Annotated in this window: 13 protein-coding genes, 2 rRNA genes and 1 pseudogene (1 of these 16 only partly in view); 5 read left to right on the top strand and 11 right to left on the bottom strand. The window is 64.9% G+C overall.

Features of this window, described 5'->3' with window-relative positions:
- Nucleotides 1–137 precede the first annotated feature (137 nt).
- From hutU to ACHMXA_RS04495, 6 genes and pseudogenes are all read right to left on the bottom strand, one after another.
- Nucleotides 138–1,865, bottom strand: a complete 1,728-nt coding sequence (gene hutU / locus ACHMXA_RS04520) for a urocanate hydratase (protein WP_395318829.1) — start codon at nt 1,863–1,865, stop codon at nt 138–140.
- A gap of 27 nt (nt 1,866–1,892) precedes the next feature.
- A pseudogene (gene hutH / locus ACHMXA_RS04515) lies at nt 1,893–3,453 on the bottom strand (histidine ammonia-lyase).
- Between the two features lie 59 nt (nt 3,454–3,512).
- The gene (gene hutC, locus ACHMXA_RS04510) at nt 3,513–4,250 is read right to left on the bottom strand and encodes a histidine utilization repressor (protein WP_176665611.1); all 738 of its coding nucleotides are present in this window, start codon (nt 4,248–4,250) and stop codon (nt 3,513–3,515) included.
- 11 nt (nt 4,251–4,261) lie between these two features.
- Nucleotides 4,262–5,062: an ABC transporter ATP-binding protein gene (locus ACHMXA_RS04505; RefSeq protein ID WP_395318826.1), complete on the bottom strand. Its 801-nt coding sequence runs from the start codon at nt 5,060–5,062 to the stop codon at nt 4,262–4,264.
- The gene (locus ACHMXA_RS04500; protein ID WP_395318824.1) at nt 5,047–5,943 is read right to left on the bottom strand and encodes an ABC transporter permease; all 897 of its coding nucleotides are present in this window, start codon (nt 5,941–5,943) and stop codon (nt 5,047–5,049) included. Before ACHMXA_RS04500 ends, ACHMXA_RS04505 begins: the two co-directional genes overlap by 16 nt.
- Nucleotides 5,924–6,895 (bottom strand): ABC transporter substrate-binding protein, encoded by a 972-nt coding sequence (locus ACHMXA_RS04495; RefSeq protein ID WP_395318822.1) that lies wholly within the window; start codon nt 6,893–6,895, stop codon nt 5,924–5,926. Before ACHMXA_RS04495 ends, ACHMXA_RS04500 begins: the two co-directional genes overlap by 20 nt.
- A 305-nt stretch (nt 6,896–7,200) precedes the next feature.
- On the opposite strand from ACHMXA_RS04495, the gene recQ reads away from it, so the two are divergent.
- Nucleotides 7,201–9,093 carry a DNA helicase RecQ gene (recQ, locus tag ACHMXA_RS04490; RefSeq protein WP_395318820.1) on the top strand — a complete coding sequence of 631 codons (1,893 nt, stop codon included), beginning with the start codon at nt 7,201–7,203 and terminating at the stop codon, nt 9,091–9,093.
- A gap of 27 nt (nt 9,094–9,120) precedes the next feature.
- On the opposite strand, the gene ACHMXA_RS04485 is transcribed toward recQ, so the two are convergent.
- The 3 genes from ACHMXA_RS04485 to ACHMXA_RS04475 form a co-directional block, all read right to left on the bottom strand.
- Nucleotides 9,121–10,341: a nucleoside hydrolase gene (locus ACHMXA_RS04485; protein ID WP_395318818.1), complete on the bottom strand. Its 1,221-nt coding sequence runs from the start codon at nt 10,339–10,341 to the stop codon at nt 9,121–9,123.
- A 194-nt stretch (nt 10,342–10,535) separates the two neighbouring features.
- Nucleotides 10,536–12,158 carry a S41 family peptidase gene (locus ACHMXA_RS04480; protein WP_395318816.1) on the bottom strand — a complete coding sequence of 541 codons (1,623 nt, stop codon included), beginning with the start codon at nt 12,156–12,158 and terminating at the stop codon, nt 10,536–10,538.
- Nucleotides 12,159–12,250: 92 nt separating this feature from the next.
- Entirely contained in the window at nt 12,251–14,578 is a 2,328-nt protein-coding gene (locus tag ACHMXA_RS04475; RefSeq protein WP_395318814.1) for an ATP-binding protein, read from the bottom strand.
- A 116-nt stretch (nt 14,579–14,694) separates the two neighbouring features.
- On the opposite strand from ACHMXA_RS04475, the gene ACHMXA_RS04470 reads away from it, so the two are divergent.
- The 4 genes from ACHMXA_RS04470 (at nt 14,695) to ACHMXA_RS04455 (ending at nt 18,443) form a co-directional block, all read left to right on the top strand.
- The gene (locus ACHMXA_RS04470) at nt 14,695–15,894 is read left to right on the top strand and encodes a threonine ammonia-lyase (protein ID WP_176665603.1); all 1,200 of its coding nucleotides are present in this window, start codon (nt 14,695–14,697) and stop codon (nt 15,892–15,894) included.
- Between the two features lie 118 nt (nt 15,895–16,012).
- A complete protein-coding gene (locus tag ACHMXA_RS04465; RefSeq protein ID WP_176665602.1) occupies nt 16,013–16,165 on the top strand; it encodes a hypothetical protein in 153 nt (50 codons plus the stop codon).
- Between the two features lie 153 nt (nt 16,166–16,318).
- A complete protein-coding gene (locus tag ACHMXA_RS04460; RefSeq protein ID WP_395318811.1) occupies nt 16,319–18,190 on the top strand; it encodes a phosphoenolpyruvate carboxykinase (GTP) in 1,872 nt (623 codons plus the stop codon).
- Between the two features lie 100 nt (nt 18,191–18,290).
- Entirely contained in the window at nt 18,291–18,443 is a 153-nt protein-coding gene (locus ACHMXA_RS04455) for a hypothetical protein (RefSeq protein ID WP_395318809.1), read from the top strand.
- Between the two features lie 79 nt (nt 18,444–18,522).
- On the opposite strand, the gene rrf is transcribed toward ACHMXA_RS04455, so the two are convergent.
- Together rrf and ACHMXA_RS04445 are read right to left on the bottom strand one after the other, a co-directional pair.
- A 5S ribosomal RNA gene (rrf, locus tag ACHMXA_RS04450) occupies nt 18,523–18,635 on the bottom strand.
- Between the two features lie 128 nt (nt 18,636–18,763).
- Nucleotides 18,764–21,622 (bottom strand): 23S ribosomal RNA (locus ACHMXA_RS04445); it runs 12 nt beyond the window's last position.

Raw genomic sequence — 21,622 nt, 5'->3', positions numbered from 1 at the left:
TCTTGCCCGCCGTTCCCACTTCCAAGCCCGTATTCCCAGCGAGTGGGAATGGGCCTGCTTTTTCTTTCTACCTTCGGCTTAAGGCTGCGCCGTTTTTCGCGGCGCCGCCCACCCTCACTTCTCCACCTGTCCGCTTCTCACTTCACCATCGGCAGCTTCAGGCCCTGCTTTTTCGCGGTGGCCACGGCGATGTCGTAGCCCGCGTCGGCATGGCGCATCACGCCCGTGGCCGGGTCGTTGAAGAGCACGCGCTCGATGCGCTTTGCCGCTGCGTCGGTGCCGTCGCACACGATCACCACGCCCGAGTGCTGCGAATAGCCCATGCCCACGCCACCGCCATGGTGCAGGCTGACCCAGGTGGCGCCGCCTGCCGTGTTGAGCAGTGCGTTGAGCAGCGGCCAGTCGGAGACGGCATCGGTGCCGTCCTTCATGGCCTCGGTCTCGCGGTTGGGGCTGGCGACCGAGCCGGTGTCGAGGTGGTCGCGGCCGATGACGATCGGCGCCTTCAGTTCGCCCTTGCGCACCATCTCGTTGAAGGCCAGGCCCGCGATGTGGCGCTCGCCCAGGCCCAGCCAGCAGATGCGCGCCGGCAGGCCCTGGAAAGCGATGCGCTCGCGCGCCATGTCGAGCCAGCGGTGCGTGTGCTTGTTCTCGGGGAACAGCTCCTTGATCTTGGCGTCGGTCTTGTAGATGTCTTCAGGGTCGCCCGAGAGCGCCACCCAGCGGAACGGGCCCTTGCCCTCGCAGAAGAGAGGGCGGATGTAGGCCGGCACGAAGCCGGGGAAGTCGAAGGCATTCTTCACGCCCTCGTCGAAAGCCACCTGGCGGATGTTGTTGCCGTAGTCGACCGTGGGAATGCCCATGGCCTGGAAGTCGAGCATGGCCTGCACGTGCACGGCGCACGACTTGGCTGCTGCCTTCTTGAGCGCGTCGTGCTGAGCCGGGTCTTTCATCGCGGCCTGCCATTGCGGCACGGTCCAGCCGGCGGGCAGGTAGCCGTTGATGAGGTCGTGCGCGGAGGTCTGGTCGGTCACGAGGTCGGGCTTCAGGCCGCCGGCCTTCGCGCGTTTCACCAGCTCGGGAAGGATCTCTGCCGCGTTGCCCAGCAGCGCGATCGACACGGCTTCCTTCGCATCGCAGTGCTGCTTGATGAGCTCGAAGGCGTGGTCGATGTCGCGCGCCTGCTTGTCGACGTAGCGGGTGCGCAGGCGGAAGTCGATGCTCGACTGCTGGCACTCGATGTTCAGCGACACCGCGCCCGCCAGCGTGGCGGCCAGCGGCTGCGCGCCGCCCATGCCGCCCAGGCCGGCCGTGAGGATCCACTTGCCCGCGAGGCTGTTGCCGTAGTGCTGGCGGCCGGCCTCCACGAAGGTCTCGAAGGTGCCCTGCACGATGCCTTGGCTGCCGATGTAGATCCAGCTGCCGGCGGTCATCTGGCCGTACATGAAGAGGCCCTTGCGGTCGAGCTCGTTGAAGTGCTCCCAGTTGGCCCACTTCGGCACGAGGTTCGAATTGGCCAGCAGCACGCGCGGCGCGTTCTCGTGCGTCTTGAAAACGCCCACGGGCTTGCCCGACTGGATGAGCAGCGTCTCGTCGTCGTTGAGTTCCTTCAGCGAGGCGAGGATCTGGTCGAAGCAGGCCCAGTCGCGCGCGGCGCGGCCGATGCCGCCGTACACCACCAGGTCCTGCGGGCGCTCGGCCACCTCGGCGTCGAGGTTGTTCTGCAGCATGCGGAAGGGAGCCTCGGTGAGCCAGCTCTTGCAGTTGAGCTCGCTGCCGCGCGGGGCGCGGATCACGCGCGTGGGGTCGTGGCGTGGGTCGGTGGCGGCGGGGTTGTTCAGGGCGAATTTGTCGGGAGCGTTCATGGCGGGTTCTCCTAATCGGGGTGTGTTTTACGAGTGGCTGGGCAGGATGTCGAGCAGCGCGGCCGGCAGTTCGGCCTTCAGCGCCCACTGGCGCATGGCTTCGATGTCGGGTGCGAGGTAGCGGTCGGTTTCGAGGAAAGCGACCTTCTGGCGGATGGCGGCGAATTCGGCTTCGACCAGCGGCGAGCTCTTGAGCTTGCGTTTGAGCTCGATGCCCTGTGCGGCGGCCATGGCTTCGATGCCGACGACCACCGCCGTGTTGTTGACCATGTCGGCCAGGCGCCGGCCCGCGAAGGTGGCCATCGACACGTGGTCTTCCTGGTTGGCGGAGGTCGGCAGGCTGTCGACGCTGGCGGGGTGCGCGAGCGACTTGTTCTCCGAGGCGAGCGCCGCGGCCGTGACCTGCGCGATCATGAAGCCGGAGTTCAGGCCGCCATCGCGCACGAGGAAAGGCGGCAGGCCCGACAGGCCGCTGTCGAGCAGCAGCGCGAGGCGGCGCTCGGAGATCGCGCCCACTTCGCTCACGGCCAGCGCCACGATGTCGGCCGCGAAGGCGACGGGCTCGGCGTGGAAGTTGCCGCCCCGAGATCACCTCGCCGGTGTCGGTGAAGACCAGCGGGTTGTCGGATGCGGCATTGGCCTCGATCACCAGCACGCGCGCGGCGTGCGCGAGGTTGTCGAGGCAGGCGCCCATCACCTGCGGGATGCAGCGCACGGAATACGGGTCCTGCACACGGCCGCAGTCGGCGTGCGAGGGAACGATCTCGCTGCCTTCGAGCAGCGTGCGCACCGCGCCCGCCACCGCGATCTGGCCCGGCTGGCCGCGCGCGGCGTGGATGCGCGCGTCGAAGGGCTTGATGGAGCCCTGGATGGCTTCGAGCGACAGCGCGCCCGACATCAGCGCCGAGGCGAACACGTCTTCCGCGCCGAAGAGGCCCGCCAGCGCGAGCGCGGTCGACACCTGCGTGCCGTTGAGCAGCGCGAGGCCTTCCTTGGGGCCGAGCACGAAGGGTTCGAGGCCGATGTGCTTCATCGCCTCGGCGCCGCTCACCACGCGGCCGTCGGCCAGCGTCGCTTCGCCCTCGCCGATCAGCACGCAGGCGAGGTGCGCGAGCGGCGCGAGATCGCCTGACGCGCCGACCGAGCCCTTGGCCGGGATGCGCGGCATCACGCCCTTATTGAAAAGCGCCAGCAGCGCATCGGCCAGGGCAGGACGCACGCCCGAATGGCCGCGCGCCAGGCTCACCGCCTTGGTCGCGAGGATCATGCGTACCACCGGCGCGGCCAGCGGCTCGCCGGTGCCCACGCTGTGCGAGAGCACCAGGTTGCGCTGCAGCTCGGCCAGGTGGTCGTTGCCGATGCGCGTGCTCGCGAGCTTGCCGAAGCCGGTGTTGATGCCGTAGACGACCTGGTCGTTCTCGACGATGTGGCGCACGGCGGCCTCGGCGCGCTGCATGCCTTCGCGCACGGACGCGTCGAGCGAAAGCTGCACGCCGCCGGTCTGGATGCGACGCAGCGTGGCGAGATCGACCTTGCCGGGCGTGAGGATCAAGTTGGCATCTGGATGGGCGGTGTGTTTGCTTGTCATGTGAACCTGTCTATACAAGTAGTTGCGAGTGAAAGCTGAGGTCTCTGAGGACGAAAAAATCAACCGAAGCTGGGGTTGCCGTCGGCTTTGAAGCGGCTTCCCAGGCTGTAGCGCGAACCGGGGTGCAGGCAGCGCACCCACGTCACGGGAACGTTGCGCGACCAGGTGCGCCGCGTGAGCAGCAGGCAGGGGTCGGTGGGCGTCATCGCGAGGCGCTCGGCCTGCTCGGCGTTGGGCAGCACGGCGTCGACCACATGCTCGATCTGGTCGAAGGGCACGTTGCGCACCAGGTACTCGCTGGGCGGCATCGCGGTGAAGTCCTGCTCCAGGTAGTCGGGCACCACCTGCGGATTGACGAAGCGCTCCTCCAGCTGCACCGGCGTGCCGTTCTCCAGGTGCAGGCACACGCTGTGGAACACCGAGTCGCCGGCGCGCTTGTCGAGCCACGCGGCCACGTCGGTCGAGGCGGCGAGGCGCTCGACCGCGATCATCTCGCAGCGGTAGTCGTGCCCGCGCTGGCGGATCTCGCTGGCGATGTTGGCGATCTGCAGCAGCGTGGACTGCGGCTTGTTCTCCGCCACGAAGCTGCCGACGCCGGCCACGCGCACGATGCGGCCCTGCTCCACCAGCTCGCGCAACGCGCGGTTCACCGTCATGCGCGCCATGCCGAACTGCGCGACCAGCTCGTGCTCCGACGGCAGGCGGTGGCCGGGCGGCCACGTCCCGTCCTGGATCTTGCGGGAGATGTGATCCATGACTTGCGCGTAGAGCGCGAGGGTCGGCAGGTCGCGTTTCATCTGGCTTTCAGTCAATGCTCCGCCGCGGCCATCGATTCGGCGCGGATCTCTTCGGTCAGGCGTGCCTTGATTTCCATGAACTCCGGCGAGGTCTTGATGGTGTAGCTGCGCGGGTGCGGAAAGTCGACCGCGATCTCGGTCTTGATGCGCCCGGGCCGTGCGCTGAACACCGCCACGCGGTTGGCCATGAAGATCGCCTCGTCGATGTCGTGCGTGACGAACAGCACCGTCTTCTGCGCCGACTCCCAGATGCCCAGCAGCAGTTCCTGCATGAGCACGCGGGTCTGGTTGTCGAGCGCGCCGAAGGGCTCGTCGAGCAGTAGCATCTTGGGGTCGTTGGCGAGCGCGCGCGCGATGGCCGTGCGCTGCTGCATGCCGCCGGAGAGCTGCTTCGGGAAGTGGTTCTCGAAGCCGCGCAGGCCGACCTTGGCGATGAAGAACTCGCTGCGCTCCTTCTGGTCGGCCTCGCTCATGCCGCGCTCGCGCAGGCCGAAGCGGATGTTCTGCGCCACCGTGAGCCACGGAAAGAGCGTGTAGCTCTGGAACACCACGCCGCGGTCGGCGCCCGGGCCTTCGATGCGCTGGCCGTCGAGCAGCACCTGGCCGGTGGTCGGGAAGTCGAGCCCCGCCACGATGCGCAGCAGCGTCGACTTGCCGCAGCCGGAGGGGCCGAGGATGGTGACGAAGTCGTTCTCCTTCACCTCGAAGTCGATCGGCTGCAGCGCCTGCGTGCGCTGGCCCTTGGCGCCGGTGAAGACGCGCGAGACGCCCTGGATGGAAAGTTGGTTCTGCGACATCACAGTGCTGCCCATGCAAACAAGCGGCGGTTGATTGCCTTGAAGGCGAAGTCGGACAAAAGACCGATGACGCCGATCACGATGATCCCGAAGATGATCTGGCCGGTGTTCAGGAGCGCCTGGCTGTCGGTGATCATGTGGCCGATGCCCGAGGAGGAGCCGATGAGCTCCGCCACGATCACGTAGGTCCATGCCCAGCCCAGCACGAGGCGCAGCGTCTCTGCGATGCCCGGCGCCGCGCCCGGGATGAGCACGCGCGCCACGATGCCGCGGCTGTTGGCGCCCAGCGTGTAGGCGGCCTCGACGAGGTCGCGCCGCGCGCCGCCCACGGTGACGGCCACCATCAGCACGATCTGGAAGAAGGAGCCGATGAAGATCACCAGCAGCTTCTGCATTTCGCCCAGGCCCGCCCACAGGATGAGCAGCGGGATGAAGGCCGAGGCCGGCAGGTAGCGGCAGAAGGAGACGAAGGGCTCGAAGAAGGCCTCCACGGCCTTCCAGGTGCCCATGGCAATGCCCAGCGGCACCGCGAACACGGCCGCCAGCAGGAAGCCGCCGAACACGCGCCACACGGTCATGCCGATGTCGCCGATGAAGCCGTACTCGGTGAAGAGCAGCCAGCCTTCCTTGACCATGGTCGGCGGGCTCGCGAGGAAGGTCGGCGGCACGAAGCCGCCGAGCGTGGCAATGGCCCACACGAGCACGAAGACGACGAAGAAAGCGAGCCCCAGCAGCACGCGGGCGCGCGTGCCGATGGGTTCGAGCGGCGCAAGCGCGCGGCGGCGGGCCGGCGCGGCGGCCCTGGCGGCGGCCTGCTGCGGCGCGGGCGTCGCGACCGCTGCTGCGGAAGGCATCTGCTGCATCTGGGCCACGTTCTTACTTGACGAAGCTTGCATCGAAGGTGACCGAGAAGTCCTCGGGCGCCTTGCGGATCACGCCGGCTTCCAGAAGGATGGGCGTGGCCTCCTTCATGAAGCTGGTGAGTTCGCCCGCAAAGAACTTCTGGTTGGCCGCCTTGTCCTGCCAGCGCAGGAAGGCCGACGACTTGGCGAACTGCTCGCCGCTCTGCTTCACGGCCGAGCCCATGAGCTCGTTGGACTTCTCGGGCTCGGCCTTGATCATGTCGAGCGCGTCGAAGTACGACTTGGTCAGCGCGGCGGCGGCCTTGGCGTTGGCCTTGAGCCAGGTGGGCGCACAGCCGACGGTGTCCATCACCATGGGGTAGTCGAGCGTGGTGGCCAGGATCTTGCCGGCGGAGGGGTTGGCGCGCACCGTCGAGAGGTAGGGCTCGTAGGTCATCGCGGCGTCGTTCTGGCCGGCCACGAAGGCCTGGGCCGAGGCCTGCGGCGACAACGTGGTGGTCTTCACGTCCTTCAGCGTCATGCCGTTCTTGCTGAGCATCCAGGCCAGGCCGAAGTAGGGCGCGGTGCCGGGCGCGTCGACGCCGATGGTCTTGCCCTTGAGGTCGGAGAACTTGCTGACGTCCCCGCGCACCGCAAGGCCGTCGGCGCCGTAGGACTTGTCCATCTGGAAGATCTGCACGATCGGCACGCCGTTGGCGTTCCAGGCCACGTGCGTCTCGACGGTGGTGGCCGCGCACTGGATGGCGCCGGAGGCCAGCGCGAGGTGGCGGTCCTTCTGCGGGATCATCTTGAGTTCGACGTCCAGGCCGTTCTTCTTGAAGATGCCGGCCTTGTCCGCCAGCGAGAGCGGCGCGAAGCCGGTCCAGCCGGACATGCCGAGCGAGATCTTCGTCAGATCCTGGGCGGCGGCCGTTCCGGCCATGCCCGCCGCACATGCGCCCGCTGCAACCAGCGAGGCGAACTTCACAACTACCGTCTTGACCATGGGTACTCCTGGGGTCTGTTCTTTGGGGAAAGGCTCGGCGGCGGCGCCCGAAGGCCGGGTCACGCACGCCTCGCATTGTTGCCAGGCGCCCCAACTTGTATATACAGGATAACCCGAAAGGTCATTTTTGGTGCACTTCCTTCGAAAATGCACCCATTTGCTGTCTAGACAGGAAAGGACACAGGACGGCGGCAACCATTGCAAAGCTCGTGCCACAGTCATATCTGCAGCGCTGGGGGACAATCGACGGCCGCTCTCTTCCTCCCTTCTCCTCCGTCTTTCCGACTTCCCCCCGCCCGCTGCCCGTGTCCTCCCTCGCCCCCCAACCCATCGACCTCTCCGGCAGCAGCGCTCCTTCCGACATCCTCCACGAGGTCTTCGGCTACGCGCAGTTCCGGGGGGCCCAGCAGGACATCGTCGACCATGTGGTGGCCGGCGGCGATGCGCTGGTGCTGATGCCCACGGGCGGCGGCAAGTCGCTGTGCTACCAGATCCCGGCGATCGCCCGGCAGCGCGCGGGCAAGGGCGTGGCGATCGTGGTGTCGCCGCTGATCGCGCTGATGCACGACCAGGTGGGCGCGCTGCACGAGGCCGGCGTGAGCGCGGCCTTCCTCAACTCCACGCTCGACTGGGAGGAGACGCAGGACGTCGAGCGCCGCATGCTGCGCGGCGAGATCACGCTGCTGTACGCGGCGCCCGAGCGGGTGAACACACCGCGCTTCCTGTCGCAGCTCGATTCGCTGAAGGAGCGCGGCAAGCTCTCGCTCTTCGCCATCGACGAGGCGCACTGCGTGAGCCAGTGGGGCCACGACTTCCGCCCCGAGTACCGCGCGCTCACCGTGCTGCACGAGCGCTATGCGGGCGTGCCGCGCATCGCGCTCACGGCCACGGCCGACGCACTCACGCGGGCCGACATCGTCGAGCGGCTGCAGCTGGAGGACGCGCGCCAGTTCGTCTCCAGCTTCGACCGGCCGAACATCCGCTACACCATCGTCGAGAAGAAGGACGCCACCACGCAGCTGCTGCGCTTCATCGAGCGCGAGCACGAAGGCGATGCGGGCGTGGTCTATTGCCAGTCGCGCAAGCGGGTGGAAGACGTGGCGGTGGCGCTGCGTGACGCGGGCATCAACGCCCTGCCCTATCACGCGGGCCTGGACGCCGCGGTGCGCCAGCAGCACCAGGACCGCTTCCTGCGCGAGGAAGGCATCGTGATGGTCGCGACCATCGCCTTCGGCATGGGCATCGACAAGCCCGACGTGCGCTTCGTCGGCCACCTCGACATGCCGAAGAACATCGAGGGCTACTACCAGGAAACCGGCCGCGCCGGCCGCGACGGCGGCCCGGCCGACGCCTGGATGGCCTACGGCCTGCAGGACGTGGTCAACCAGCGCCGCATGATCGACGAGAGCCCCGCCGGCGAGGAATTCAAGCAGGTGATGCGCGGCAAGCTCGACGCCCTGCTCTCGCTGGCCGAGGCGAGCGACTGCCGGCGCGTGCGCCTGCTGGGCTACTTCGGCGAGAAGAGCACGCCCTGCGGCAACTGCGACAACTGCCTGAACCCGCCGCAGGTGTGGGACGGCACCGATGCCGCGCGCAAGCTGCTGAGCACCATCTACCGCGTGCAGCAGTTGAGCGGCATCAGCTTCGGCGCCGGGCACATCATGGATATCCTGCGCGGCAAGACGACCGAGAAGGTCAAGCAGTTCGGGCATGAGCGCATCAGCACCTTCGGCATCGGCGCGGAGTTCAGCGAGGTGGCGCTGCGCGGCGTGCTGCGCCAGCTGATCGCCACCGGCGCGCTGGCGGTGGATGCCGAGGCGTTCAACACGCTGAAGCTCACCGAGGGCTCGCGCGCGGTGCTCAGGGGCGAGACGCCGGTGACGCTGCGCGAATCGGTGTCGTCGCCCGCGGAGCGCAAGCCCCGGCGCGAGAAGACCGCCAAGGGCGCGCCGCCGCCGGCCGCCGCCAAGCTCGACGAGGCGGGCCGCAAGCGCTTCGATGCGCTCAAGGCATGGCGCGCCGAGGTCGCGAAGGAACACAACCTGCCGGCCTACGTAATCTTCCACGACGCCACGCTGGCCGCCATCGCCGAGCGCGCGCCCGCGACGCTGGAAGACCTGCAAGGCATCAGCGGCATCGGCACCAAGAAGCTCGAGGCCTACGGCAGCGAGGTGCTGAGGGTCTGCGAGGCGTTCTGAGGCCGCGCGGCCGCCACCCGTCGACGCTCAGTTCGCCGTCAAGGGCAGCACGACCGGCACCGGCCGCGTCAGCAGGTCGACGTAGAGTTCGAAGAAGCGCGCGTTGTCGAACTTCTTCACCACCGTCATCTTCTGCAGCGTCGGCCCGGCGGGCTGCGACGAATAGCCGATGGAGCGGCCGTTGTCGGCGGCGCCCGGCTTGGCGATCACGTCGACGTAGCGCTCCACCGTCTGCGTGGCGTAGCTGGGATCGATCAGGTAGGCCAGCGTGAGCGTGTCCCAGATGTTCTGCGTGTAGTTGGGGTTGGTCTCGAAGCCGTTCTTGCCGTCGAAGCCGTAGCCGTTGAGCTTCTGGAACACGTCGGTCACGGCCGTGGGCTTGGCCGGGTGCGCGATGCGGTCGTAGATGGGCTTGGTGAGGAACACGGTGTCGGTCACGTCCAGCGGCACCACCACCTGCGGGATCGGCAGCCGCACCACGAACTGCGCCGCATCAGGGTCGAACCACCAGTTGAACTCGGCGGCCTTGGTGGTGTTGCCGGGCACGTCGATGGCGCCGCCCATGTAGATGATCTTCTTGATGAGCGGCACGATCTCGGGGTTCTGCTTCACCGCGAGCGCGATGTTGGTGAGCGGGCCGATGGCCAGGATGGTGATCTCGCCGGGGTTGGCCTTCACGGTCTCGACGATGAAGTCGACCGCCGCCTTGCGCTGCACCACTGTGTGCTTCGCGAAGCCGTCGGGCGAGGGCTTGAGGTCGGCGTCGGTCTTGGGCTCGGGGCCGCCCCAAGCGCCGAGGTAGCCGTCGCCGCCGGCACCGGCGGCCATCTCGGCCTGGACGTCGGCGTAGGTGTGGTTCAGCGCGTAGTTCGCGCCCGAGTAGATGCCGATGCGGTCGCCCACGCCCAGGCGCTCCACCGACATCAGCGCATCGGCCACGCCCTGCTTCAGCCACTGGTTGCCCGAGACCACGCTGATGCCCATCACCCGCACCTTGCCCTCGGCCTGCAGCTGCGCAGCCATCACGCCGAGCTGGCCGTCGTCGCTCATGGTGTTGTAGTCGCTGTCGATGATGATCTTCTGCGGGCCAGCGCCACCGCCCGATCCGCCGCCACCGCCACCGCCACCGCCGCCGCCGCCGCCCCAACCCGGGCCGAGGCCGATCCCGCCGCCTCCATTGCCACCACCGCCGCAGCCCGCCAATACCGTGATGACGGCGATGAACATCGCCCCGATCCATTTGCGCATCTTTGCTCTCCAGGTACTAGGAAGTTGGTTCTCAGGCCGGGCAAGCCGTGCCGCTCCGAGATACAAACGTTTGCGCAAAGCTTTGCGCAAACGTTTCACCCCACTCTACGGCGCTAGCGACAGGGGTGGCAAGCACCGGCGCTAGGGGTTTTCCGCGAGCCCGAAGGTGAGCCCGGGAGGGCTTTCAGAGCTGCTCAGGCCGGATCGGGCAGGCCGACCAGCCGGTTCTCGCGCAGCGGCGATCGGCCCGGAAGATAGGGCTGCTCCGCTTCAGGCTCGGCCGCCTTCTCCAGGCCCTGGACGGTCGTCTTGGCGGAGACGGAACAGGAGCCCGAGCTGCGCAGCGCGAGCGCGGCAGCGAGCCGCGCCTCGGCCTTGTCGCCGAGCTGGTGGTTGAAGTCGTCGGCCACGACGCAGCCGGCGTTGGGCGCCATGCCGTCGCCGTAGTCGCCTTCGCCCTTCTGGTTCACGCCCTTGAACTGGATCGCGAAGTAGGTGGTGCCGCAGTTGTCCTGCGGATAGAAGCCGTAGGGCTTGCCGCAGGTGGTGCCGCCGACGAGGTTGACGGTGACGCCCACGCCGCGCAGGCTGTTGACCACCGACTCGCTCGCCGAGCAGGTGTCGGGGCCGGTGAGCACGGTCACGCGCGACAGGCCCAGCGTGGGCAGCGGCTGCCCGCTGCGGCTGGTGCTCACGAAGGGCGTCAGGGTCTGCGCGACGGAAAGCCGGAACGGGTTCTTGTCGTTGAAGACCAGCTGCTCGAAGGTCTTGCCCGCGGTCACGGACGGCGAGGCGATCATGTAGGCCAGCCGGCTCGCGATGAGCAACTGCCCGCCGCCGTTGTAGCGCATGTCCAGCACCAGGTCCTGGATGCCGGCGCCCTGCTTGAAGCTGTTGACGGCGTTGATGAGCTGCGTCTCCGACGTGGTGATGTGGTCGTTGAACAGCAGGTAGCCCACGCGGCCGCTGCCGGTGTCGATGACCTGCACGTTCTGCACCGGCGTGCTGGTGATAGTGGCTGCCGTCAGCGTCACCGGAGACTGCGCGACGCCGCCCACTTCGAAGGTGAAAGTGTGCGATTCGCCGACGGCCTTGGGCGACAGCGCCCCGTTGATCGCGTTGACGTTGGCCGTGCCGGTGCTGCTGACGACGTTGATGCCGTCGATCGTGAGGATCTTCGCGCCGCGCAGCAATCCCGCAGTGTTGGCCGGCGAATTCGGCTCGACAAAGGCGATGCGGATGTCGCGCGGCGGCGAGCTGCGGATCGCGGCCGTCTCCATGCCGTAGCCGGCGGAGACGCCGCCCTGCGTGAGCTGGCGGTAGGCCTCGGTATCGTAGGTGAAGTGGAAGCGGTCCTTGGCGCGGCCCGAGGGCGTGGTGGCCGTCGTCTTGAGCACGTTGAACCAGGTGACGGGCGTGGCGTAGTCGGCGGCCTTGAGGGTGGTGGGCACTTCGCCGTACCAGAGGTAGGTTTCGTCGATCCAGCCGCGCACCCAGCTCTTCTCGTTGTCGAGCGTGCCGCCGCGGTCGGGGTAGGCCGCATTGGTGTCAGGATTGATGCCGCTGCGCGGCGATGCGCACAGGCCCGCGACGGTGGCCGAGGCGACGATGCCGTCGCCGCTGCCCGAGGGGGTTGTTGCCGGTGGCGTCGTGGTGCCAGGGATCAGGCCGATCGGCAGGCCACCGCCGCCGCCCCCTCCTCCACCGCCCCCGCAGCCCGCCAGGAGAAAAGCAACAGCGAGCGCCGCGCCGGCGGCAGCCCATGCACCTGGAAGCGGCAGCCGCCGCGCGTCGTCGACCTTGCGAGATCCCACCATGCGCTCCTCCTCGTGCCCGCGGTGGCGGGCGGATGTTTTCGTTCTGCGCGGCGACGGCCGCCCGCGCCTTCGGCTTGCCGCTGATGCCGGCGCTACTGCACGAAGCCCATGCCGCGCGACTCGCGCACTTCGGGCTTGATGCGGTGTTCGGCCTCGAGCTGGTCCAGGAACTCGCTCGCGGAGAACTCCGCCGCGAGGATATCGGTCTGTCGTTTCACCGCCGCGAAATCCCCTGGGCACAGCTGTGCCAGCTGTGCGAGCCGCGAGCGCATGGCATTTGTCATGAGTTCGGCGTCGCCCGCGAGCGCCTCGGTGATGAACATGCGCTCGCGCTGCGCGGCGGTGAGCGGCATGAACTTGATCTTGAAGGTGAAGCGCCGCAGCGCCGCCTGGTCGAGCCGGTCGAGCAGGTTGGTGGTGCAGACGAAGACGCCGTTGAAGCGCTCCATGCCCTGCAGCATCTCGTTGACCTCGGTGACCTCGTAGGTGCGCTGCGCGCCGCGGCGGTCCTGCAGGAAGCTGTCGGCTTCGTCGAGCAGCAGCACGGCCTTTTCGGCCTCTGCCTCGCGGAACATGGCGGCCATGTTCTGCTCGGTCTCGCCGACGTACTTGCTCATGAGGTCGCTGGCCTGCTTCACGATCAGCGGGCGGCCCACGGCCTTGGCGATGTGCTCGGCCAGCGCCGTCTTGCCGGTGCCTGGTGCGCCGTAGAAGCACAGCGTGCCGTGGCCGCGCGCCTTCAGCGCCTCGACGATGCGCGGGATCTCGAAGCGGGTCTCGACGTTGAGCATGTCGAGGTCGTAGGTGGTGACGCTGCGGCGCTCGCCGCGCGCGGCGTCGGCGGTACCGAGCGCCAGGTCGGCGTTGCGCAGCTGGCGCTCGATGAGCGCTTCCATCGAGGCGTCGTCCTCGGTGCGGGCCAGCCCGGCGAAGCGCACCGCCGTGCGGATCTGCGCTGGCGTGAGGCCCTTGCGCCCGGCCAGCTTGGCGGTGAAGGCCTCGGACACGACCACGCCCTCGAGCGTCTTCTTCACGAGCTGCTCGCGCGCGCCCGGCGGCGGCGACTTGAGTTCGAGGTGATAGGCGAAGCGACGCCGGAAGGCCGGGTCGATCTGCTCGATGCGGTTGGTGACCCACAGCGTGGGCACGGGGTTGGCCTCGAGGATCTGGTTGACCCAGGCCTTGCCGCTGACGCTGCCGCTGGTGGGCGCCGGGATCTGCTCGGCGCGCGCCATGAACTGCGCGGCCTCGGTGCTGATGGGCGGGAACACGTCCTCGACCTCGTCGAACAGCAGCGCGGCCTGCGCGCTTCCCTTGAGGAACACCTGCGCGATCTGCAGCGAACGGTAGCGGTCGCGGCCGCTGAGCGAATTGCCGTCGCGGTCGGCGTACTCGACCTCGAAGAGCTCGAGCCCGGCGGCCTGCGCGACCACCTTGGCGAGTTCGGTCTTGCCCGTGCCGGGTGGGCCGTAGAGCAGCACGTTGACGCCCGGCTCCTTGCGCGCGACCGCCGCGCGCAGCAGCCTGACGAGCATCTGCGCATCTTCCTGCACGAAGGAGAAGTCGTGCGGCGTGAGCGCGCTCTTGGCCGAGGGGCGCGTGAACACGGCCATCAGCTCGTTGTGGTCGCGGTACTCGCGCATGAGCACCGGTGGCAGCTTCTCGCTGACCTTCATCAGGTCGGCGAGGTCGGTGATGTTGTGCTCTGAGATGAGGTTCTCGACGAGCCCGATGCGCTCGAGCCGCGAGCCGGCGCGCAGCGCCTCGCCCACGTCGCTCGCGTTCACGCCGGCGATGTCGGCGATGGCGGCATAGGCCTCGGGCGCGTTGTTGACCTTGAACTCGACCAGCAGCGAGCGCAGGTCGCGCTGGTAGCGCGCGAGCGTGCCGTACAGCAGCAGCGCGCGCTCGGCCTTGTTGAGCTGCAGCAGGCCCGCGAGCGCGTCGATGTTCTTCTCGACCAGCGTCGACTGCTTGCGAAGCGCATGCGTGAGCCAGTCGCGCGTGACGGCCAGTACCGAGAGCAGATCCTTGGGCTGGTCTTTCGCGTATTCGTCGAGATAGAAGAAGAGCGTGCCTTCCTCGTAGGGACCGCGCCACACGCCGTGGCGCTCCAGCAGCGTACGGCCATCGAAGTCTTCGACGCCCTTCCAGGCTTCGTTGCCCGCGCAGCGCCGCCCCAGGAATTCGCGCAGCCGGTGCAGCACGGCCGCGGGCCATACCAGGTGCCGCCCCGTGAGCGAGAGCAGGCCGTTGATGTCACGCCGCACGTTGAAGCGCGGCCCTTGCTTGGCGGCCAGGGTCAGCACGAAGTGCGAGCACATGAGCTCGAGCACCGGGGCTTCCTCGAGTCCGGGCGACGGCAATGCCTGCCCGCGAACCGCAGCAGCCACGACATCGACACCCGCACGCTTGGCCATCAGGCAACCTCCAACGAGGACAATTTCGGAGAGACCATAACGCAGACTTTTGGCTTCGGGAAGACCGTGAAAGGGGAAAAACCCTGATGGGTGCGATTCCAGCCACAATGCGCGGCATGGTCGGAATCCAGGAAATCGAACGCGCCGCGGCGCGCCTCCAGGGGCAGGTGCTCAACACGCCGTGCGTGGAGTCACGCACCCTTTCAGAAATCGTCGGCGCGCAGGTGTTCCTGAAATTCGAGAACCTGCAGTTCACATCCTCGTTCAAGGAGCGGGGGGCGTGCAACAAGCTGGTGGATCTTTCCGAGAACGGTACACGCGGAGTGATCGCCATGTCTGCCGGCAACCATGCGCAGGGTGTGGCCTATCACGCGCAGCGGCTCGGATTGCGGGCGCTGATCGTGATGCCGCGCTTCACGCCCGGCGTGAAGATCGAACGCACGCGAGGCTTCGGCGCCGAGGTGGTGCTGCACGGCGACACGCTGGAAGCCGCTCGCACCCATGCCTTCGAGCTCGCGCAGCGCGAGGGACTGACCTTCGTGCACCCTTACGACGACGAAGCGATCATCGCGGGCCAGGGCACCGTGGCGCTGGAGATGCTCGACGCCGTGCCCGATCTCGACGCGCTGGTGGTGTCGGTCGGCGGCGGCGGGCTGATCGCCGGCATGGCGGTGGCCGCGCGAGAGCGCAAGCCTGGCATCGAGATCGTGGGCGTGCAGACGACGCGCTTTCCGGCGATGGTCAATGCCGTGAAGGGCACGCACCACGCGCAGGGCAACAGCACCATCGCAGAGGGCATCGCGGTGGGCACTCCTGGCGTGCTGACGCAGCAGATCATCGCGAGCAAGGTCGACGACCTGCTGCTGGTGGACGAAGGCGACATCGAGCAAGGCGTGCTGATGCTGCTCGAGATCGAGAAAACGCTGGTCGAAGGCGCTGGCGCCGCGGGCCTGGCGGCGCTGATCCGGCATCCGGAGCGCTTCAGGGGCAAGCGCGTGGGGCTGGTTCTGTCCGGGGGCAATATCGATCCGCTGCTGCTCGCGGCGATCATCGAACGCGGGATGGTCAGGGCCGGACGGCTGGCCCGGGTGCGGGTCAGCGCGCGCGATGTGCCCGGCTCACTCGCCCGGATTACGGCCACTGTGGCCGAAGCGGGCGCTAACGTCGACGAGGTTCATCACCAGCGCGCCTTCACGATGCTGGCCGCGCAGAACGTGGACGTCGAGCTCGTGCTGCAGACTCGCGGGCGGGCCCACCTGGCTGGCGTGCTGGCTGCGCTGAAGGACGCCGGCTTCGAGGCGGAAGAGCAGCATTGAGCTGCAAGATCAACCCCGGAATGCGCCATTCGGGGGCTCGCAACCCCCTAGACCGGCTCCGGCGCCCCGCCGGTAAAATGCCATCAGTTTGTCAATTGCGTATTCGAGGAATTTCCCGATGTCCAATCCCACTCCCGTCGAGCCGAGCCAAGGCGCGGCCGTCGAACACGACGCCGTAGAGTCGGTCGTTCACCTGATGCCCCTGGTGCTTCCCCTGGCCGGTGGCGTGCTGATGCTGCTGCTGGCTTCCATCGCCGTCTACATGGCCTGAAGCTGACAGGCGTTAGCGCCTTTGTCTGCGGGCGGTGCGGCCCGCATTGACGCAATCTCCCGAAGCGAAACGTTTTCTCAAACGGACCTCCGTGCCTGAGCTGGCGCGGCGTCCCGTTCGGAAAGACGATTTTTCAACTTAGGAGATTTTCCGATGAACGCACCCACGATGAAGGGCCTCACCATTCAGGCGCCCTCATACGTCAAGAACGCAAAGCTGATTGCCTGGGTGGCCGACATGGCCGCGCTGTGCAAACCCGAAGCCATCCATTGGTGCGACGGAAGCAAGGAAGAGTACGACCGCCTGTGCCAGCAACTGGTCGACGCCGGCACCTTCCGGAAGCTCGATCCCGCCAAGCGGCCCAATTCGTTCCTCGCGCTGTCCGATCCGAGCGACGTCGCGCGCGTCGAAGACCGCACCTACATCTGCTCCGAGCAGAAGGAAAACGCCGGCCCCACCAACAACTGGATGGCTCCCGCCGAGATGCGCGCGACCCTGCAGCCGCTGTTCGACGGCTGCATGAAGGGCCGCACGATGTACGTCGTGCCCTTCAGCATGGGCCCGCTGGGTTCGCCGATCGCCCACATCGGCATCGAGCTTTCCGACTCGCCCTACGTAGCGGTCAACATGCGCATCATGACCCGCATGGGCAAGGCCGTTTACGACGTACTGGGCGCCGATGGCGATTTCGTGCCCTGCGTGCACACCGTTGGCGCGCCGCTCGAGCCCGGGGAGAAGGACGTCTCCTGGCCGTGCAACAAGACCAAGTACATCGTCCACTACCCCGAGACGCGCGAGATCTGGAGCTATGGCTCCGGCTACGGCGGCAACGCGCTGCTGGGCAAGAAGTGCTTCGCGCTGCGCATCGCCTCCAACATGGGCCGCGACGAGGGCTGGCTGGCCGAGCACATGCTGATCCTGGGCGTGACGAATCCCGAGGGCAAGAAATACCACGTGGCCGCGGCCTTCCCCAGCGCTTGCGGCAAGACCAACTTCTCGATGCTGGTGCCGCCGGCAGGCTTCGAGGGCTGGAAGGTCACGACCATCGGCGACGACATTGCCTGGATCAAGCCGCAGGCCGACGGCACCCTGCGTGCCATCAACCCGGAGGCCGGCTATTTCGGCGTCGCGCCGGGCACCAACATGCTGACGAACCCGAACTGCATGCGCAGCCTGGACCAAGGCGTGATCTTCACCAACGTCGCGCTGACGGACGACGGCGACGTCTGGTGGGAAGGCATGGAGCAGGACGCACCCGGCAAGGCACTGCCGGCGCACCTGATCGACTGGCAAGGCAAGGACTGGACGCCGCAGATCGCCAAGGAAACCGGCGCGAAGGCCGCCCATCCGAACGCCCGCTTCACGGTCGCCGCAACCAACAACCCCGCGCTCGACGAAGCATGGGACGACCCGAAGGGCGTGACCATCGACGCTTTCATCTTCGGCGGCCGCCGCTCGAACACCGTGCCGCTGGTGACGGAAGCCCGCAACTGGGTCGAAGGCGTCTACATGGCGGCGACGATGGGCTCCGAGACGACTGCAGCCGCGGCCGGCCAGCAAGGCGTCGTCCGCCGCGATCCCTTCGCGATGCTGCCCTTCATGGGCTACAACATGAGCGACTACTTCCAGCACTGGCTCGATCTGGGCATGAAGCTCGAGGCCTCGGGCGCCAAGCTTCCGAAGATCTACACGACCAACTGGTTCCGCAAGGGCGCCGACGGCAAGTTCGTCTGGCCTGGCTATGGCGAGAACATGCGCGTGCTGAAGTGGATGATCGATCGCGTCGAAGGCAACAAGACCGAAGGCGTGGAGCACATCACCGGCATCAGCCCGCGCTACGAAGACCTGAACTGGACAGGCTTGAACTTCAGTGTAGAGCAATTCGCCACGGTGACCAGCATCGACAAGGCGGCCTGGCAGGCTGAGCTGAAGCTGCATGCCGAATTGTTCAAGCAGCTGGAGCACCATCTGCCGAAGGAACTGCCGGAGACGAAGGCTGCGATCGAGCAGCGTCTGGCGGCCTAATAGCAAGCAGCCCTAAAAGCGAAAGCCCGGTGGCGATGCCATCGGGCTTTTTTGTTGTCGCGAATTTTGTGATGGGGCGGCCAAGCGAGCTGACTGGCCCGTGCGCAATCCCGGAATCGACGCCTATCTGGCGGCGATTCGCAAGCGTTTTTTCCGTGATGTCGAACTGGATCGACTGACTGAAGCCATCGTGGGGGAATTGATAGCGGCAGGCGCAGCCAGGATGGATAGCTCAGGCTTGCAGAACTGCTAGCGGCTTTTCCGCATTTTCCGGATCTGCAAAAGCAAAAACCCCCAGCCGATGACGACTGGGGGTTTCTGGGGCTGTAAGAGCCTGACGATGACCTACTTTCACACGGGAACCCGCACTATCATCGGCGCTGAGTCGTTTCACTGTCCTGTTCGGGATGGGAAGGAGTGGGACCAACTCGCTATGGTCATCAGGCATAAAGGGTTGTCTGACTGATCGTGCGATCAATCAAACGAATTCATAGAGTTTGGAATCAGCTTTTGGCGAATTGTTTTGAATGCGTCAACTTGGCATAACACCTTGATCAGACTGATCAAAGTTATAGGGTCAAGCCGCACGAGCAATTAGTATCAGTTAGCTTAACGCATTACTGCGCTTCCACACCTGACCTATCAACGTCCTGGTCTTGAACGACTCTTCAGGGGGCTCAAGGCCCCGGCAGATCTCATCTTGAAACGAGTTTCCCGCTTAGATGCTTTCAGCGGTTATCTCTTCCACACTTAGCTACTCGGCAATGCCACTGGCGTGACAACCGATACACCAGAGGTGTGTCCACTCCGGTCCTCTCGTACTAGGAGCAGGCTTCCTCAAATCTGCAGCGCCCACGGAAGATAGGGACCAAACTGTCTCACGACGTTTTAAACCCAGCTCACGTACCTCTTTAAATGGCGAACAGCCATACCCTTGGGACCGGCTACAGCCCCAGGATGAGATGAGCCGACATCGAGGTGCCAAACACCGCCGTCGATATGAACTCTTGGGCGGTATCAGCCTGTTATCCCCAGAGTACCTTTTATCCGTTGAGCGATGGCCCTTCCATACAGAACCACCGGATCACTATGTCCTGCTTTCGCATCTGCTCGACTTGTCAGTCTCGCAGTTAAGCACGCTTATGCCATTGCACTATCGTCACGATGTCCGACCGTAACTAGCGTACCTTCGAACTCCTCCGTTACGCTTTGGGAGGAGACCGCCCCAGTCAAACTGCCTACCATGCACTGTCCCCGATCCAGATAATGGACCTAGGTTAGAACCTCAAACACACCAGGGTGGTATTTCAACGTTGGCTCCACAAGATCTAGCGACCCTGCTTCAAAGCCTCCCACCTATCCTACACAGATCTGTTCAAAGTCCAATACAAAGCTACAGTAAAGGTTCATGGGGTCTTTCCGTCTTTCCGCGGGGAGATTGCATCATCACAAACATTTCAACTTCGCTGAGTCTCAGGAGGAGACAGTGTGGCCATCGTTACGCCATTCGTGCAGGTCGGAACTTACCCGACAAGGAATTTCGCTACCTTAGGACCGTTATAGTTACGGCCGCCGTTTACTGGGACTTCAATCAAGAGCTTGCACCCCATCATTTAATCTTCCAGCACCGGGCAGGCGTCACACCCTATACGTCCACTTTCGTGTTTGCAGAGTGCTGTGTTTTTAATAAACAGTCGCAGCCACCGATTTTTTGCAACCCGTTCATGCTCCGCTGCTCGCTTCACACTAATAGGGCACACCTTCTTCCGAAGTTACGGTGTCAATTTGCCGAGTTCCTTCTCCTGAGTTCTCTCAAGCGCCTTAGAATACTCATCTCGCGCACCAGTGTCGGTTTGCGGTACGGTCGTTGTTAGCTGAAGCTTAGTGGCTTTTCCTGGAACCTCGTTCAATCACTTCACCAGCAAGCTGGCTCGATCGATGGCCTCGGTATATGTGCACCGGATTTGCCTAATGCACGCCTACTTCCATCTAAACCGGGATATCCAACACCCGGATGACCTATTAAGATCCGTCCCCACATCGCACTAACAATCGGTACAGGAATATTGACCTGTTTCCCATCAGCTACGCATCTCTGCCTCGCCTTAGGGGCCGACTCACTCTACGCCGATGAACGTTGCGTAGAAAACCTTGCGCTTACGGCGAGGGGGCTTTTCACCCCCTTTAACGCTACTCATGTCAGCATTCGCACTTCTGATACCTCCAGCACGCTTTACAACGCACCTTCACAGGCTTACAGAACGCTCTCCTACCACTTGCAATAAATTGCAAATCCGCAGCTTCGGTAACTGGCTTAGCCCCGTTACATCTTCCGCGCAGGACGACTCGATCAGTGAGCTATTACGCTTTCTTTAAATGATGGCTGCTTCTAAGCCAACATCCTGACTGTTTTAGCCTTCCCACTTCGTTTCCCACTTAGCCAATTTTAGGGACCTTAGCTGGCGGTCTGGGTTGTTTCCCTCTTGAGTCCGGACGTTAGCACCCGGTGCTCTGTCTCCCAAGCTGTACTCTTCGGTATTCGGAGTTTGCCTTGGTTTGGTAAGTCGCCATGACCCCCTAGCCAAAACAGTGCTCTACCCCCGAAGGTAATACTTGAGGCACTACCTAAATAGTTTTCGGAGAGAACCAGCTATTTCCAAGTTTGTTTAGCCTTTCACCCCTATCCACAGCTCATCCGCTAGTTTTGCAACACTAGTCGGTTCGGACCTCCAGTACCTGTTACGGCACCTTCATCCTGGCCATGGATAGATCACTTGGTTTCGGGTCTACACCCAGCGACTGATCGCCCTATTCGGACTCGATTTCTCTACGGCTTCCCTATTCGGTTAACCTTGCCACTGAATGTAAGTCGCTGACCCATTATACAAAAGGTACGCAGTCACCCTTGCGGGCTCCTACTTTTTGTAAGCACGCGGTTTCAGGATCTATTTCACTCCCCTCCCGGGGTTCTTTTCGCCTTTCCCTCACGGTACTAGTTCACTATCGGTCAATGATGAGTATTTAGCCTTGGAGGATGGTCCCCCCATATTCAGACAGGATTTCTCGTGTCCCGCCCTACTTGTCGTTAGCTCAGTACCACACAGGTCATTTCACGTACGGGGCTATCACCCGCTATGGCCAGCCTTTCCAAGCTGTTCCGTTATGTCTTGTGCTATCACTAACAGGCTTCTCCGATTTCGCTCGCCACTACTTTCGGAATCTCGGTTGATGTCTTTTCCTCGAGCTACTGAGATGTTTCAGTTCACCCGGTTCGCCTCGTTACCCTATGTATTCAGATAACGATACCTTTCGGTGGGTTTCCCCATTCGGAAATCTCCGGATCAAAGCTAATTTGCCAGCTCCCCGAAGCTTATCGCAGGCTATCACGTCCTTCGTCGCCTATCATTGCCAAGGCATCCACCACGTGCTCTT

It is taken from the genome of Variovorax sp. UC74_104, assembly GCF_044055375.1.
In the GTDB taxonomy this organism is placed as follows: Bacteria; Pseudomonadota; Gammaproteobacteria; order Burkholderiales; family Burkholderiaceae_C; genus Variovorax.
Note: the sequence above shows the minus strand (reverse complement) of the source record. Positions and strands in the feature narration are given on the sequence as shown.